General features: G+C 50.1%; 16 protein-coding genes and 2 pseudogenes. 3 read left to right on the forward strand and 15 right to left on the reverse strand.

Annotation, left to right across the window (positions count from 1 at the left end):
- Nucleotides 1-646: hypothetical protein (locus DWZ82_RS15330; RefSeq protein ID WP_199667367.1), on the forward strand; the 646-nt coding region annotated here is incomplete at its 5' end.
- Nucleotides 647-1,007: 361 nt separating this feature from the next.
- On the opposite strand, the gene DWZ82_RS15970 is transcribed toward DWZ82_RS15330, so the two are convergent.
- Nucleotides 1,008-1,139 (reverse strand): helix-turn-helix domain-containing protein, encoded by a 132-nt coding sequence (locus DWZ82_RS15970; protein WP_158575067.1) that lies wholly within the window; start codon nt 1,137-1,139, stop codon nt 1,008-1,010.
- Nucleotides 1,140-1,169: 30 nt separating this feature from the next.
- On the opposite strand from DWZ82_RS15970, the gene DWZ82_RS03355 reads away from it, so the two are divergent.
- Complete coding sequence (locus DWZ82_RS03355; protein WP_118478718.1) at nt 1,170-2,096, forward strand: DMT family transporter; 927 nt, start codon at nt 1,170-1,172, stop codon at nt 2,094-2,096.
- A gap of 111 nt (nt 2,097-2,207) precedes the next feature.
- Nucleotides 2,208-2,783: a serpin family protein gene (locus tag DWZ82_RS03360; protein WP_118478720.1), complete on the forward strand. Its 576-nt coding sequence runs from the start codon at nt 2,208-2,210 to the stop codon at nt 2,781-2,783.
- 146 nt (nt 2,784-2,929) lie between these two features.
- Here the strand turns inward: DWZ82_RS03360 and DWZ82_RS03365 are convergent, their stop codons facing one another.
- The 14 genes and pseudogenes from DWZ82_RS03365 to DWZ82_RS03430 all read right to left on the reverse strand — a co-directional run.
- Nucleotides 2,930-3,286 (reverse strand): hypothetical protein, encoded by a 357-nt coding sequence (locus DWZ82_RS03365; protein ID WP_118478722.1) that lies wholly within the window; start codon nt 3,284-3,286, stop codon nt 2,930-2,932.
- Between the two features lie 272 nt (nt 3,287-3,558).
- Entirely contained in the window at nt 3,559-3,891 is a 333-nt protein-coding gene (locus DWZ82_RS03370; RefSeq protein WP_118478724.1) for a plasmid mobilization protein, read from the reverse strand.
- 576 nt (nt 3,892-4,467) lie between these two features.
- Nucleotides 4,468-5,394: pseudogene (locus DWZ82_RS15510) on the reverse strand (ArdC-like ssDNA-binding domain-containing protein); the annotation flags it as partial.
- On the reverse strand, nt 5,391-6,290 hold the full coding sequence (locus DWZ82_RS03380) for an LPD16 domain-containing protein (protein WP_118478728.1): 900 nt from the start codon (nt 6,288-6,290) through the stop codon (nt 5,391-5,393). The pseudogene DWZ82_RS15510 and the gene DWZ82_RS03380, both read right to left, overlap by 4 nt.
- Before the next feature lie 184 nt (nt 6,291-6,474).
- Nucleotides 6,475-7,383: a radical SAM mobile pair protein B gene (locus tag DWZ82_RS03385; RefSeq protein WP_118478730.1), complete on the reverse strand. Its 909-nt coding sequence runs from the start codon at nt 7,381-7,383 to the stop codon at nt 6,475-6,477.
- Nucleotides 7,377-8,060, reverse strand: a complete 684-nt coding sequence (locus DWZ82_RS03390) for a radical SAM mobile pair protein A (protein ID WP_118478732.1) — start codon at nt 8,058-8,060, stop codon at nt 7,377-7,379. Before DWZ82_RS03390 ends, DWZ82_RS03385 begins: the two co-directional genes overlap by 7 nt.
- Nucleotides 8,057-8,494 carry a radical SAM mobile pair system MarR family transcriptional regulator gene (locus DWZ82_RS03395; protein WP_118478734.1) on the reverse strand — a complete coding sequence of 146 codons (438 nt, stop codon included), beginning with the start codon at nt 8,492-8,494 and terminating at the stop codon, nt 8,057-8,059. Before DWZ82_RS03395 ends, DWZ82_RS03390 begins: the two co-directional genes overlap by 4 nt.
- A 195-nt stretch (nt 8,495-8,689) precedes the next feature.
- Nucleotides 8,690-9,616 carry a CD1107 family mobile element protein gene (locus tag DWZ82_RS03400; protein WP_118478736.1) on the reverse strand — a complete coding sequence of 309 codons (927 nt, stop codon included), beginning with the start codon at nt 9,614-9,616 and terminating at the stop codon, nt 8,690-8,692.
- Between the two features lie 180 nt (nt 9,617-9,796).
- Nucleotides 9,797-10,060 carry a DUF4315 family protein gene (locus tag DWZ82_RS03405; protein ID WP_118478738.1) on the reverse strand — a complete coding sequence of 88 codons (264 nt, stop codon included), beginning with the start codon at nt 10,058-10,060 and terminating at the stop codon, nt 9,797-9,799.
- 15 nt (nt 10,061-10,075) lie between these two features.
- On the reverse strand, nt 10,076-11,752 hold the full coding sequence (locus DWZ82_RS03410; protein WP_118478740.1) for a C40 family peptidase: 1,677 nt from the start codon (nt 11,750-11,752) through the stop codon (nt 10,076-10,078).
- A 1-nt stretch (nt 11,753) separates the two neighbouring features.
- Nucleotides 11,754-14,141 (reverse strand): VirB4-like conjugal transfer ATPase, CD1110 family, encoded by a 2,388-nt coding sequence (locus DWZ82_RS03415; protein WP_118478742.1) that lies wholly within the window; start codon nt 14,139-14,141, stop codon nt 11,754-11,756.
- Entirely contained in the window at nt 14,071-14,547 is a 477-nt protein-coding gene (locus DWZ82_RS03420) for a PrgI family protein (RefSeq protein WP_118478744.1), read from the reverse strand. The genes DWZ82_RS03415 and DWZ82_RS03420 overlap by 71 nt, the downstream gene beginning before the upstream one ends.
- A gap of 20 nt (nt 14,548-14,567) precedes the next feature.
- On the reverse strand, nt 14,568-15,434 hold the full coding sequence (locus tag DWZ82_RS03425) for a VirB6/TrbL-like conjugal transfer protein, CD1112 family (RefSeq protein WP_118478746.1): 867 nt from the start codon (nt 15,432-15,434) through the stop codon (nt 14,568-14,570).
- Between the two features lie 18 nt (nt 15,435-15,452).
- Nucleotides 15,453-15,536 (reverse strand): annotated as a pseudogene (locus tag DWZ82_RS03430) (Maff2 family mobile element protein); the annotation flags it as partial.
- Nucleotides 15,537-15,563 lie beyond the last annotated feature (27 nt).

Consider the following 15,563-nt stretch of genomic DNA (forward strand, 5'->3'; position numbering starts at 1 on the left):
CGACTATCTGATCGGATTATCGGACGCTAAAGGTACAGACAATCGCGATATCAGCATAGCGTTAGGCCTGTCGGATGAAGCAATCGAGGTACTGCGGCAATCAAAGGAAAATCCGTTTCGCCATTTCGCGTATGATAAAATTATTGCAGATAAAGAGATCCTGCCAGGTATCACGCGGTACCTGTTTGCGTTCTTGGAATTTGAGCGCCTAAACAGCCAATACAGGGTTGTTCCGGTCAACGGAGTAAGCGGTGGATATGCAGATCACAAGATGATTAGGCTTATCACCTGGTTGCCTATGTGGAAACGTAACATGATTCGCGTTCTAAAACAACAGCAGCCGCTGTTAGACCGTCTGCTTCTGGAATATGTAGTCAGTGTAGCGGATGAGCTGACGTGCAGCGATATGGTTGGCGAGTACAACAATGAAGACGATTACAGTGATGAAAGTTTTGATCGGCCTGAGGTTGGTTCTCCTAAATGGATTGAAGAATTCGGCAAGGAAGAATACGAACAGTTCCTTAAAGAACAAAGCGAAAGGTGGGCGCAGTTTGATGAAAGTGAATTAAAAAAAGAACACGCAGAGGAACTAAAAACATATGACATAATCTGGGAAATATTGAAGCTGCGTAGAAAGGAGAAATGATAGGACTGCTATTGAAAAACGCGAACTGCAGACGGTGTTGTTTGAGGAGACGCATCTCAACGGTCAGGTGCTCAAGGACAATTAAATTTGTCTTTGACAGTGCATAATTGTGCAAAAAATACTCTGTCGAATGGTCATCGCTGATAACGAAGCAATTCAAAATTAAAGCACTATGGCCGTAAAGACACGAATCCCCTGCTGAGAATATTTCTCGGCAGGGGATTTTCACATATTCGCCTGTTTTATCCGTTATCACAGGATTACAAAGCAAGGCGGAGGCTGCTGCAATCACGAATTAGTTTACAATGAAACGAACCCGGGGTACAGATTGAAAACGGCGGGCTGTACTCTGATCAGACCTCTATCGCAATTCATTTCTCAGTCCAATCATATCTGTGACCTGTATCTTCCGATATCCCAGCCGGACAAGCCCTTTTTTCGCAAAGCCCGCAAGTATCCGGGCAACCGTAGTGCGATGCAGATTCAGACACACAGATAGCTCTTCCTGCGTATAGGGAAGCGTATGATCGACGATCCCCAGTTCTTCCTGATCATTTTTTGCTGGGGAACTCTGCCAGCAGTCACAAAACTGACATTGACAAGTATTTCTAATATGCAGGTGCTTTTCATCAGCTCCCTGATTGCTGCAGGGTGTCTTTACATTTACCTTTTTGCCAGCGGACGCATCCGCCTTTTTCACACATTAACAGGTTCTGACATATGGCAGCTAATCGGACTGGGCTTCCTCAGGAATTTCCTGTATTCCGCCTTCTGCTATGCGAGTCTGCGGCTGCTGCCATCAACGGACGCCTGTGTTATCAATTATCTCTGGCCGATTGTTGCGACCGTTTGCGCCGCAATCATTTTGCACGAAAAGATCAAAGCAGCAGAATGGGCTGCGGTTCTGCTTTCCTTTACAGGCGTCGCAGTCATTTCAACTAAAGGCAGCGGCATAGAACTGACGAATATGCGGGGCATTCTGCTGTGCATTGCCGGCGCGGTATGTTACGGTGTGTTCAATGTGCTGAACAAGAAAAAGGGGATAGACCAGCTTCTCTGCACAGCGGTATATTTTACGGTAACGGCGGTCTGCTCTGCATCGATCTTGCTGGTGAACGGCGATATTGCGCCCATGTCTGGCGTTGAATGGGCAGGAATGCTGTGGCTGAGTGTATTTATAGACGCTTTGGCGATCTTTGCATGGGGAGCGGCACTTCAGATGTCAGAGGTTGGATTTCTGTCCAATCTTGCCTATTTGACGCCTGTAGTTGCCATGGTGATTTCTTATATGACACTCGGAGAGCCAATCGAATCCTACGCCATCATCGGAATGCTGTTTGTTTTGGGAGGATGTCTGCTTCAGGTTTTTTTAAGAAGATGTGCGGGCAGAAAAATAAAACAAGCTGTTAGATATACATACAGCAGTCTTCAACTGCGGCAAAGAAAATAAAAGATGGACAGAGTATGTCCATGCCCGAAGGTATACTGTAATCAGAAAACATAAATGGTGTCCTAAAACGTGGTACACCACATCTGATTATCTATTTCGGGAGGAAATTGTATGAACACCTATTCTGGCTTTTCATTTAACCTTGCGTCTGCTTTTCTGCAAAACCATGCAAAAGAGTCTGCTTGCATTTCTCCGGTCAGCCTGCTGATGCCGCTGGCAGCGGTAGCAAGTGCTGCGGCAGGGGATACCAGAGCGGAATTTGCAAAGGTTCTCGGCGGTCCTGTCAGTGATCCGCAGCAGCTTCTGCGGGAGATACACGAAATCTGCAATGTGCTCAACGATTGTCCGGCGGTTCGCGAATTGACCAATACAATTGAAGGCGACAAGATGCACGCTTTTCAGTCGGTGTTCAAGGAGAACATGCACCGCACTTTTGGAGAAAAGATAGGCATGCAGTCGGGAGAAACAGATAATATCAAGCTGACAAATGTTACGCATTTCAAGGACGGCTGGATCAAGCACTTTTCGGAGCAGGAGGAGCGGTTTTACACTACTCCGCACGGCGTAGAGCAGCACGGCGAAAAAGTACCGTTTCTTTATTATAATGATGAGAAGCTGGCCTATACGAAAAATGATAGTATATCCCAATCTGCTGTAAAATTCAACCGCAGTTTTTACAACGCATGAATTTTATTGATTTCCAATTTGCCAAGCCCGTTTGCTAAGCCCTATCATCCGCCAAAAAGGCGGCCTCGGACTATACCGCTGCCGCCTTGCAAATAATTTAATGCCTAATATGGTGTTTGGAGACGGAGTCAGCCGCAGTCAGGTTATTACCAGAGGGCCTGTTTTACATAAACATCACGACCCAGCAATTGGATGATGCAGCCAAATGCTCCTGCGCGCCAGATACGAATTTTGTTTGCTTTCGCCGCAAACATACTCTCGCCAAGAACGTCATCGAAAATACGGATTTCAGACGTCAACTCGCCAACCAGACGATAATGTGCGCCAATCGCTGTATCTTCGTTGCAAATGTATGCGTAATAACTGGAGCTGCTGCCAAAATCCAGCGAAACAATTTTCCAGTCCATCAAGTCATCAGTCAAACCGACTGCAAAAAGCGAACGGTGATCCGACTCTCCGATAGATGCCCGGGGAGCATCCTTGTAGCGGAGCACATTGCGCATCAAATGCTCCTTTTCGTTTCATTTACGGTTTGCTTCTTTGTAAAGCGCTAACATTTCGCTATCCATTACAGTTGTCCTTTCGTTTTATTGATAATTGTGTAATATGAGAATACAAAATTGTCTAAGTGACTCTTCAAAATCCTCATATATACTATATATATCTCGTCACATAAAATGTAGCGCTTCTTTCAGAGCGTTTACAGTTTGTTCATAATTTAATTCGCATTCAGCAGATAGAAGCGGCGCTTCAAGCACTTTTCACAACAGTAACACTACTGAATCACCGCCAGTCTTGCCAGAATTTCTTTCGCAGACAGCCAGATTTCCTCCAGCCGGTTCTGCAAATCCTGAATATCATCTGCATAAATGGAGTTGGTCGCGTTGGCGCGTTTTGCGTACTGATTGAGATTGTTGCTGCAATAGCGCAGCAGCGAGACCATTTTCTTGACGTCCTCCAGTTCCAGATTCACACAGTAGCCGTCCAGTGCCATTTTGCGGAGATAGGCGCTTTTGTTTTGTATCCCGACCTCCTGCATTTTCTGATGCATTCGGTCCAGTTCATCCTGCGACATGACAAAGTGAACCCATTTGTTTCTCGGCTGCATGGAGCACCTCCTGTTGATTGTATGGTGGTAAACAGCAGGGAAGAAGCGCAGATGTTACCGTGCTTCCTCCTGCATCTTCTGTTTGTTCCGAGCATGTTTTGACGGCTTTTCCTTTTCGGCTTTGGCCTTTTTCGCCTGCAAATCAGCGAGGGCAGAGGGCGGCGCAAACTCCGCTTCTTTCTGATTGATAACAGTCCAGAACCGCTGACACTGTTCCCGCGACAGGCCAAGCGTTTCGTCCTCTATAAATCGGCAGGCAACGTCCTTGACAGCCTGTATCGTTTCGGCCTGCTCGACCTCAGAAGTCCAGTAATGCAGCTCTGCCGCCGAGATCAGAACAGGCTCCAGTCGGCGCAGCTCACTTTCCGGCATAGCCTCCCAGATGTCCTTTCCCTCGGAATGGATGGTAAAGCCTTCACCGTCATCGTGCTGCGATAAATGGAGCTTCAGCGTCATTGCTTCACCGGCAATCTCACAGGAAAAGGTGTGCTCTGCCATACGGGATAAGGGCATGTATTCGGACCTGATGCACTCGATATGCTTCACATCCGCCGCCGTCAGATGCGCCCAGACATATTCCCGGTGCAGGTCTGCAAGGTGAGAGTCGATTTCGGTAATCATCTCCGAAGCGGTCGTGCGGATTTTATCCAGTGATGCCCTGAGTTCGGGCAGTTCTTTGCCGTGCGACCAGCCTGCGACATAGGCGAAGCTGTAATCGCCGGTATCAATTCCGTAGTGCTGACAGACGGTAAAGGCAACAGACTCCGCTTCGACCTCCTTGTGGTTTCGTGTAAGCCGCGTTTCTGACGGATTTGCTTTTGCGGACGAGCCGATGGAATGAATCCTTTGATGCGCCATCTCGTGAATTGCGGTCTTGACAGTCTGCACCTGACTCATGCCCTCCTGAATAGCGATGCGATTTTCGACGACGTGAAAGTATCCTCTGGCGCCGTTCTCAATCTGTTCAAATTCAATGGGCACAGGGCAGGCGCGCGTTAATGCATCGAAAAACAGGTCGTACTGCGCGACATCGCCGGTCAGTTCATTGACACCGATTGTCGGCAGCGGCTTTCCGTCTGTCTGGCTGACATCGAAAACATTGACCACCTTGAACGCAGGCATAAGAACCTCCTGCGTTTCCTTCGCATTGGTTCCGTCCGGATTTTTCACGATTCTGCCGGTAGCCGTATCGGTCTTGTCGACCTCTATTTTCTTCTTATAGGGCGCAGGGGCGAGAATACGGATGCCGTTTGCCCCTTTGCGTACCTGACGCCCGAACTGCCTTTTCCAGGTGGTGTATCCGGCAACAAGCGTGGCATCCGGCTTCTGCATGGCAATCAGCAGGGTGTTATTCAGCGAATAATTATGGAACTTGGAAAGCGTTTTCAGATACTGCTTGAATTTTTCGCTCTCGAAAAGGGACTGAATACCTGCCTCCAGCTGGTCCGTAATGGCCTTTACCTTCTCAAGTTGCGAGGGATAGCTTTTCGGATCTGCGCTCATAAACATACCTCCCGGTTTTTCTTTTTAGGAGCGGAACGGGCATCGCTGTGCGGTCTGTTTGCGATTTCCTTTCGCTCCGCATGAATTCGTTCCAGCAGGGAATTCAGCTTTTCCTCTGCGACATCGGCAGCACGCTCCTCAACCATTTCGTAATCCATCGGAACGAAGCTCCTGCCCTGCCAGCCGAGATCCTGCAGGAGCATATCTCTGCACTGCTGAACGGTGATGTGCTTCAAATCAATATCGCCGCCGTCAATTTCGCTGAACTGCCGGTCATAAACAGAGTAGTCCCAGCCGGTTTCGGTGGACTGAATGGAGAGATATTCGCGGTGCCCAATCTGCCAGGCGGCCTGATTCGCCGTAATTTCCGGTTCGGGAGCGACTGTGCCGCCGCCGCGCTCCATCATCTCAGCGAACTCGCAGATGTGATAGACCCGGCCGGCAATTCTGGTGTGGTAATCATCAATATACACGCAGGGAGAAACAAAGTGCTTGCCTGCATAGTCGATCTGCACCTTGCCGCCGTCCGGGATACGGAACAGCTCGTTGTAGTCGCTGGTGATAAAACGGATGCTGTGATCGTGAGTATCCTCCGGATGCTCTTTTCGATAGGCGCGTCTGGCTTCCTTGATCTGCTCCAGCGTGCGAAGTGCAACTTCGGAAACTGCTTCACCTTTGAGCCCGATCTCCTGAAGCGCCATCACTCTGGCACAGGCGAGGGGATTGCGGATCGGGTTTTCCAGCATTTCCTCATAGGTGATCAGACCAGTGTGCTGGGCAGCACCGGTAGCTTTATCGAAGGTCTCATACGCAAACCCCGTCTGCGTGACCGTTTCCTTCAGGTGCAGGTAGGATTCGTGATCCACCAGATAAAGGGCTTCTTTCTTTTCAAACATCAACGTAATCTTTCTCCTTTCGCAAAAAAACAGCAGCCAGGCACCGAAGTGCATGACTGCTATGTAAGGAACGGTATTCTGTTTTAGGTCTGTAAACTGGAATTGTTCTAAATCTTCTCGGTTGCACCTTCTTGCCCTTCGGACAAGGAGTCTCCCTCGTTCAAAGTTCTTACAAAATTTCTGTTTAACGATTTCTTTTTCCGGTATTTTCTGTCCCTCGGATTTCCTCATGATAGAAATAATCTACGATCACCGGATGTCCCTGCGGGACTCTGCCATAAGGCATTTCATTATCCACAAAGGGACAATCATACTTCTTAGCCATTTCCTCAGCTTTTACTTCAAGTGCTTCAAAGTAGCTGCGGTTATGCTTGTTATAGATCTCATCGTAAAGCGGTACAAGATCAGGATGTTTTCCGTCGATATAATCCATAATTGTCTTCTTGAAACCGCCCCGAAGATTGAGATTTTCGAGCCAGAACAGATCGCACTGATCCTTTACCCGCTCAAAGATGGCTTCAAAATCCGTGATGCCGGGGAATACCGGAGATACGAAACAGACTGTACGGATTCCTGCGTCATATACCTGCTTCATAGCAGCGATACGCCGTTCAATGCTCGAAGCAGAGTCCATATCGTTCTTGAAATTTTCATCCAGTGTGTTGATCGACCATGAAACGGTCACCCGTCCAAGCTTCTTCAGCAGATCAATATCCCTTACCACAAGATCAGACTTTGTGCAGATCAGAATATCTGCGTCACTGCCAATCAACTGCTCCAGAAGTTTTCTGGTATTCCCGAATTGCTCCTCCTGTGGATTGTAGCCATCCGTCACAGAACCGACGACCACCCGCTGTCCGGCATATTTCTTCGGATTTTTAATTTCTGGCCAATGCTTCACATCAAGGAAAGTGCCCCATTCCTCCGTGTGTCCGGTAAAGCGCTTCATAAAAGAAGCATAGCAATACTTGCAGGCATGTGTACAGCCCACATAGGGATTGACCGAGTAACCGCCTACCGGCAGACTGGACTTGGTCATGATGTTCTTTGTTTCCACCTCACGAATGAGGATTCCATCGATTACTTCTACCATGATCTCTGTACCTCTAATACTTTATTGAATTCCTCCGGCATTTCCTGAATCATATTTTCATCCCCTATGATAGGGACAAGATCTTCCTTCATAAACACCGGAATGCCGAGCGCATGTGCTTGGTCTGTCAGAGACCATGCCCATTCCGGCTCCGTATGAACCTTCCTGCTCTGAACCCCGGTCATGGTGCCGACAACGATCCAGTTGATTCCGGAAAGGTCAACTGTACTGGGATCGTCGAATAACGGCTCAAAGGTAACATGGTAATGCTTTGCTCTGACGTTTTTCCGAAGGGCGTCGATACGCCACAGTTCTGCTTTCCTCGTCACCGTAACGCCAAACCATGCGTTTTCCAGATCGGTATCAAAATCCAGCAGATCGGGGCGCTTGGTAAGAAACAGGAACTGATGCTGTGGATTTTCACGGATCTTTGCAAATACCTCGTCTCTCCATTCCGGCTTCCATCCGGAGAGATCGCTCATGCCGGTAAGAAGAAAGTTCTGCGGACGTTTCTTTTCCATCATCTTGAGCTTGCCCGGAAAGAACTCAGGATCAGCAAAGTCATCAATCATATGCCAGCGCTTTACATTGTTGCGGGCATAGCAATATGTACACCCCACTGTACATCCGATGACGATATTCATGTTTTGAATCTGATCTTTGATACAAATACTCATGATTTCTGCCACTCCTCAAGATTCTTTCTGATGCGGTCGAGGTATTCCTCAAACTGGGTAATTTCTTCCTCCGAAAAACCTTTGTAGTAAATACTGCCCATTTTATCAGATACAGAATCGTATTCGTCCTTTAAGGCATGTGCTTTTTCAGTCAGAAACAGGAGTGTTTTCCTTTTGTCCGTTTCAGACTGAACACGGCTTATCAGTCCTTGATGTTCCATTCTTTCCAGCATCGTCGTAAGAGATGTTATCGCTAATCCGCATTTGACCGAGAGTGACCTGATCGAGATTCCATCCTCCTGCCACAGCACATAAAGAATACGCCCCTGGGCTCCATTGAACGCATCGATATTTTTTTCGCTGAGAATCTTCTCAAAAATCCGGTCACCAAGCTGTTTTATTTTGGTAACAAGAAATCCACCATTTGTTTTCATGCAAAAGCTCCTATATAGTAGTTTATAAAATCATACTATATAGGAGCTTTATTGTCAAGAGCTTGTATGTTTGAATAGAGGTAAATCCCGATTTGTCACTTTGTCTATGCTACAAATTATATCACACCGGTTTTTGAAAAACTACTTCTATATGTAAAGGCAGCCCGAAGGCTGCCCCAGGAATTAATCTTTTCCTTACTCCTCCATATCCTCTGGCTCGGGCATATATTCAGCATCGTCCTCGGGATAAGATTCGTCCTCGTATTCCTCCGGAAGCACGTATTCGTCCCCATCTTTATCGGTATAATCCGCATCCGGATCAGGTCGCTGTTCAGCGGCCTTTTTCTTTTTGGTCTGCATCATGAAATATCCACCGCCGCAGGCGATCAGGATGATGAACACACCGATGACCGGCAGCACGGGAGCGGCCTTCTTTTCTGCCTTTGGAGGTTCCTGCTGCTCGGGCTCCTCTGTTTCAGAGGGTGCCTGAGGCGCTGCTGCAGGCTCCTCCTTCTCGGCATTGGCGGCATCCTGCGCCGTCTGGAAGGACTTTACCTGATCTTCGTCCATCAAGGCGAAAAGGTCTGCCTCATCCACCATGTTCAGAAGATGTACGTTCTCCTCGCCCTTGTCGTTGCGGTCAATAATGAGATAGAAGTAGTTGCCAGATTTCGTGACAAGGGTAATGAACTGCTGACCGGAACCGGAGGAAGACCCAATATCATCGACCAGTGTCAGATTGCCCTCGGGCGTGAGCGAAGTGCCGGTCTGATTGATGCTGTTCATCATGAGGTAAAGCATCATGGAGAGAAATTCCTCATCGACCGTTCCGCTTTCCTGCTCCTTTTTGAGCATGCCTACATAATCCTTGTAGACATAGCCGGTCCGCTCGGGAACAACGACCTGATACCAGTCGCCGTCCTTGCTGATTACCTGCACCTTCTCTCCAGGAAGCAGGTGACCGATGATTTCGTACTCCATGCCGGAGCCGGAGCGAAGGTTCAGATAGCTGTTCACTGCATCGCTGACCGTGCCGTCGGTTCTGTCCTGCCCGGCATCCTCGGCAGACCATTTCCATTCACCGAAGGAGAAGATGAGCCTGCCGTTCTCATCGACATCCACCTCGTAAGGCAGCTTTTCCTGCTGGCCTGCGCTGCATCCGAAGTGGCATCCGAAGCGGCCTCTGCGTTTTCCGTAACCGGTGCAGTCTGCTTTTCGGCAGTTTCGGTGTCGGCGGCAAAGCAGGTCGCAGGAAGTACGCCTGTCATCAGAAAGCCAGCCATAAGACCTGCCGTCATTCGCTTAATATTTATTTTCGGTTTCCTCCTTGTCATAGTCCGATACGGTGTTCTGCTGCGGATAAACACCGACAGTCCCCTGGGCGGCCAGTGAGATGATCTGGGCGAGCTGCTCCGGCGTCAGATTGGCAGCGTGCACCATGGAATGGATGACACCGTTCTCCTCCTCGCGGTAGCGGTTCTCCAGATCCTTTACGCGCTGATTCCATTCGGCCTGCTTTTCGCGGGCACGCTTCAAATCAGCGCCAATCCTTTCGAGTTTTGTCATGTCTGAAACCTCCTGTCAGTTTGGAATTCGCCCATAGCAGTAGAAATGCTCCTGCCAGTAGGACGTGTTGACGGATGCGTAGGAAATCGGGTTGCCGCAGTGAATCATCATGCCGTTGCCGACATAAATGCCAACGTGGCTTGCACCCGAGGTGTTATAAGTGTTCTGGAAGAAAATCAGATCGCCGGGCCGTGCATCACTCGGCCGGATGATTTTGCAGTAGTTTCTGAGTCCTTCGGCGGTCGTGCGCCCTACATTCCAGCCGTTGCCGCAGTGGTCAATGACATAGCAGACAAAGCCGGAGCAGTCAAAGCTGGTCGATGGGGAAGAGCCGCCCCAGACATACGGATAGCCGAGATATTTCTCCGCTTCACGGATCATGTTGGCAAAACGCGCATCGGTCAGAGCCTCACCGGGAATATCGTATTTCAGATAGTCACTGCCTGCCGAAACATAGGAATCGTCGGCAAAGAGATAGTCTTTGTTGCCCTTGGTCTGCAGCAGAATGGCGTAGCGCTCGGACTGATCCTCGTTCATGCCGCCGGACACGGTGATGACATGCCCGAGATTTTTGTTCACGAGCGTGACATTGAGATTTTTCCTCTTTCGGGATACCACTTTCTCGATTTTCAGCTCATATTGCAGATCAAAGAGCGTTTGCAGGGTGGGCTGCACCTCGCTTCGGTTGTAATCCTCGAACAGAACCGTCAGATAGGCGGTCAGCTGATAGGGGTCATGACCGATCTCATCGAGGTAGTAGTTATATTGATCGTATCCGGGACAGGTCGATTCGATGTTGTCGATCTTTTTCTGAAGAGCAGCTTCGAGTGCCTTGTAGTCATCGTTTGCGCCGATAATATCCCTGTCCTTTGCGGTGAAGGTGGTCGCAACGACAGCACTCGAACTGCCCGGCAAAAACGCAGAGCAGGAGGAAAGGGCAGAGGACACCATCATAAAAAGGAGCATCACGGCTCCGACGGTGAGAAACAGCTGCGGATGCTTTGCCGCCTGCTCAAAGAGCTTATCCTTGAAATCTGCGAGCTTCTGTCCAATCGACTTGATGCCCGCAGTGCCTTCTGTGGCTGCAGAACCTGCATTTGCTGCCGCCGCCTCGGCTCTTTTGGCGGCGGCATATTCCTTTCGGATCGCCTTTTTCTGCTGCCATCGGGAGAGGGGATTGGAGAACTCCTCCGGATGCTCTACCATGCGTTTCTGATAGAGCGCCTCGACGTTCGCGGCATCGGATTTGTTTTGCAGATGCTCTGCCTTCCGGTATGCTTTCAGCTTTCTGCTGTAAATGCTATGCTCAACGGCATGAGCACCGAGCTCAGTCGCTCTCGCTGAGGTGTCTGCCGCCTGCACGGCCGTGTTTTCATCCTGGTTGTCTGCGGCAATCTGCCTGTGAACGGTGTCGGAAACGACAGCCGTCGTAGAGCGAGCCATCGAGCGGGTGAAGCGGCGGCCCCTGCCGGTCAGTTCACCGGCAGGGATCTCCTGCTTTTCAAAGGTAAGATGCACTTTGCGCTCAGCGGTTTTGTCTGCTTTCAGCTTGAGCCTGCGCCTTTTCGGCGCTTTTTCGGCGGCACGGTCTGCCTTGTCTGCTGCTTTTTCAGCTCTGGCGGCGGCCTGCCTGACCTTCGGACTGGCAAGCTCCTCTTTCGTGAAGCGCAGTCTGGTTGCCTTCCTTGCCATATCACGCCTCCTTCGTCTCCGAAATGTCGGATAATTTGGTCGTCATTATTTTATAAAGCGCCAAATCAGTCGGGAAGTGATCCACGAACGGAAGGATGACATTGCCGTAGAACAGCAGGCCTTCGCCCTCACCGGAATGGGTCACATAAGAGAGCTGGTGAGGGGAAATGTTCAGCTGCTGCGCCAGGATCTGGCGGTCACCGGCAGCCTGATTCAGCATATACACGAAATCAGAGTTCTCAAAGATGTTCTCCACCTCGCGGCTGGACAGCAGGTCTTTGACGTTCTGCGTGATGCCGGTGGGAATGCCGCCCCATTTACGGAAGCGCTTCCAGATCTCCACGGAGTAGGCGGCGGTCTGCTCCTCCTTCAGCAGAAGGTGAAACTCATCCATATAGTAGCGAGTGGTCTTGCCTGCGCTGCGGTTGGCCGTCACACGGCCCCACACCTGATCCTGCACGATGAGCATGCCGATCTTCTTCAGCTGCTTGCCAAGCTCCTTGATGTCATAGCAGACAAAGCGGTTGTTGATGTCCACATTGGTCCTGTGATTGAACAGATTCAGAGAGCCTTTGACGTAGATCTCAAGCGCAGTTGCCACACGGTGCGCTTCCTTTTCCTCCTGCTGCAGAAGCGCATGGTAGAGATCTTCCAGCAGCGGCATATTTTCCGGCTTCGGATCCTCAAAGTAGTGCTGATAGATCTGATGCACACAACGGTCGATGACCGTCTTTTCAATGGGCTGCAGGCCCTCCTTGCCGCCGACGATCAGCTCGCAAAGAGAAAGAATGAAATCAGCCTTCAGCGCCAGAGGATTGTCATCCTCAGAGTAGGACTCATTGATATCCATGGGGTTGATATAGTGGGTGCTGGTCGGGCTGATCTTAATGACCTGGCCTTCCAGGCAGTTGACCAGCGGGGTATACTCCGCCTCGGGATCGCAGATGATGACATCATCATCGGTGACCAGAAAGGCGTTGGTGATCTCACGTTTTGCAGAGAAGGACTTGCCAGAACCGGGCGTGCCGAGGATCAGCCCGTTCGGGTTCTTCAGCTTCTTTCGGTCTACCATGATCAGATTGTTGGAGAGAGCGTTCAGCCCGTAATACAGGGCTTCATCGCCGTTCTGGAACAGCTCCTGCGTGGTAAAGGGAATGAAGATCGCCGTGGAGCTGGTGGTCAGCGCCCGCTGGATCTCGATCAGGTTATTCGCAAGAGGGAGGCTGCTCATCAGGCCCTGCTCCTGCTGGAAGTCCAGCCTTCTCAGGTTGCAGTTGTGCTTCTGGGCGATGGAGCTGGCCTGAAACACATTGTTTTCAAGCTCCTGCTCCGTCTTGCCGGTGTTCATGATGAGAAAGGTGATCAGGAACATGCGCTCGTTCTGAGACTGCAGCTCCTTCAGAAGAGCCTTCGCATCCTTGCCGTAGGTAGCCAGATCCGAAGGGATGATGTCCATGTCATACCCGGCACGGACGGCCTTCTTCTGCTCCTCGATCTTGCTGCGGTCCAGTTCGGTAATGGTGTGCTTGATCTGCTTGATGGCAGCGGTCTGGTCCACTGACTGGATGTGCATGGTGACGATCTCACTGGTCTCCATATCCAGAAAATCCTTCAGAAGCTGGTCGGAAAGATCCGATGCCGTGATCTGCAGGTAGCTCATAGCTCCGTGGAGGTTTCCCATGGTAAAGGTCCTGCCGCCGGGGAAGGAGAAGGATGTGGGCGCGATGAAATCCTTCACGGAAAGGCCGGAACCTGCCAGCCAGTTCCAGTCGAAGTAAAAGCGGTCATTGTCGCCCATGTGGAACATGGCATGCATGAGCTGCAGGCGATCCTTGCCGTTCAGAACCTTTGCCACCACGCCCAGACGTTTGAAGTTGTTCATCAGATTGGTCTGAACGTGATCCAGACGGGGCTTTGCCTCGCGCATGGACTCGGCTTCAATGCCGAAGGTGATATATTTGGTCTTGGTCAGGCCATTATTGCCCTGCGCAAGCTGCGTCTTCAGCATCTGGCTGTACTCGCTGCGGACACTGTTGAAGTGGTCATTTCTGAGGGGAATGCGGATGTTCTTTTCAAATACCTCTGCATCCGTCGCCATGTTCATGAAGGACAGCTCAAAGTGGATAGAGCTGTCGAAAAAATTCAGGAAGGAGCACCACTCTTCAAAGATCGCGGTCTTGTCCTCTTGCTGCGCCAGCTGGTAGTTGATGTCCTGATACTGAATGGTCTTGGTGTAATACCGGTCGCTCACACGGCAGATGCCATCCGGAAACATACGCTGAAAGGGAATCGACTGCTGCGCGGTGCGGGGAATGCTGTCATCCCGCTTCGCCCGTTCGATGATCTCCTGCACCTGCCGCGCCTGCGCTTTCGTCAGATTCTTCGGCATGTTCAGATCTCTTTTTTCTGCCTTTCGGAACAGACTTTTCATCGTAAACAATGTTTTTAACCTCCATTTCTGCCTGTGCCTGACGGAGCAGGACGGCATAGTAATTGTTCGTCTGATAAGGGCGAACCTTCGGCCTTACAAACTTGGCTTGAATGAACTGCTTTGCGATTTTTTCCAAAGGCTGACCGTCCCGTTCATACATACCGAGGAAGAAGAACAGCATCATGATGAGGATCATGCAGATGGATGCCATGCTGGTATTGCCGTCGGCCTTGAGCAAAAAGAAAGACGGGACACCGATCAGTGCACCCGCCCCAAAGCAGAGAAGTTGACGTTTTGTCAGATTAAATAAGATTTTGGATTTGACCCTCGTAAGATCACGGGGGACAGGAATATAAGCTGCCACTGCGAACCGGACCTCCTTCCTTAGTGTGCCGAGAATACACTCTTTGCAAGTGCACCGGTCTTAAATAACGTGAAGCACAGAAGCACGGTGTATCCGAGAATGCCCCAGATGGATCCGATGATGTCATCCGAAACAGAAATGCTCTGGATCAGCACCGCATAAATGCCGACACAGATCATAATGAGGAAGCCTTGAAAGCCGAGCGCAAACAGGGAACGAAGGTAGTTCTGTCCCACCATACTCTGTTCGCGGTTTCCGAAGGTGGAGAACGGGATCGGTGCCATACTGGTCATGAGGTAGATCTCTATCATTCGTCCGTAAACGATCACAAAGATCAGAACGCTGAGCGCCTTGATGGTAAACTGGACCACCATGCACTGCATGAACAGGCCAAAGAGTGACCCGAGTTCCATGGCTTCGAGCGTGTCCTGCATGGTTTCCAATGCAGATGTATCCACAGCCGTACTCCCGGCGATGAGTCCGCCTGCGTTATTGATAACATGCTGCGACACATCAAATACGGCCATCACGATATTAAACGTGTTGGTGATAAGAGTTACGGCTACAAAGGTCTTGAAGACCCATTTGAAGAAGATCCATGTTTTAAAGCTGGCGAGGTTGTTGTGGTCAATGATCATCTGAATCAGCTCATAGCAGGCAATGAATGTCAAGATCAGGCCTGCAATCGGGATAATCACTGATTCGGAAACATTCCGGATCATGGCGAAGACGCCCGGCGAGAAGTTCGCCGGAGTCGTCCCCACCTGAGCTGCAATATCGCCGACCTGTGTGTTTACCGAATCAAACAGTCCCGTCAGCTGATTCATGATTGCGGAAACAAGCAGTTCCTTTAACCATTCACCAATCTGTTCGAGTACACTGTCCAACGATCAACACCCCTTTCCTTAGCCGAACAGGCCGGAGAGCAAAGGTACCAGCGTGATGCCAATGAGCGCCACGCCGCCGCCAGCCATCAGCTGCTTTATCCCCAATTAGGTGTAAAACTCTGCTCGATG

This window comes from Butyricicoccus sp. AF35-5AC (assembly GCF_003477715.1).
GTDB classification, from domain to species: domain Bacteria; phylum Bacillota; class Clostridia; order Oscillospirales; family Butyricicoccaceae; genus Agathobaculum; species Agathobaculum butyriciproducens.

Coding starts and splice junctions, on each gene's coding strand:
- DWZ82_RS03380 (WP_118478728.1), bottom strand. CDS start 6,290: ATGTTTGAAAAGAAAGAAGCCCTTTATCTGGTGGATCACGAATCCTAC.
- DWZ82_RS03410 (WP_118478740.1), bottom strand. CDS start 11,752: ATGGCAAGGAAGGCAACCAGACTGCGCTTCACGAAAGAGGAGCTTGCC.
- DWZ82_RS03395 (WP_118478734.1), bottom strand. CDS start 8,494: ATGAAAACAAATGGTGGATTTCTTGTTACCAAAATAAAACAGCTTGGT.
- DWZ82_RS03390 (WP_118478732.1), bottom strand. CDS start 8,060: ATGAGTATTTGTATCAAAGATCAGATTCAAAACATGAATATCGTCATC.
- DWZ82_RS03360 (WP_118478720.1), top strand. CDS start 2,208: ATGAACACCTATTCTGGCTTTTCATTTAACCTTGCGTCTGCTTTTCTG.
- DWZ82_RS03355 (WP_118478718.1), top strand. CDS start 1,170: ATGATCGACGATCCCCAGTTCTTCCTGATCATTTTTTGCTGGGGAACT.
- DWZ82_RS03415 (WP_118478742.1), bottom strand. CDS start 14,141: ATGCCGAAGAATCTGACGAAAGCGCAGGCGCGGCAGGTGCAGGAGATC.
- DWZ82_RS03370 (WP_118478724.1), bottom strand. CDS start 3,891: ATGCAGCCGAGAAACAAATGGGTTCACTTTGTCATGTCGCAGGATGAA.
- DWZ82_RS03365 (WP_118478722.1), bottom strand. CDS start 3,286: ATGCGCAATGTGCTCCGCTACAAGGATGCTCCCCGGGCATCTATCGGA.
- DWZ82_RS03405 (WP_118478738.1), bottom strand. CDS start 10,060: ATGACAAAACTCGAAAGGATTGGCGCTGATTTGAAGCGTGCCCGCGAA.
- DWZ82_RS03385 (WP_118478730.1), bottom strand. CDS start 7,383: ATGGTAGAAGTAATCGATGGAATCCTCATTCGTGAGGTGGAAACAAAG.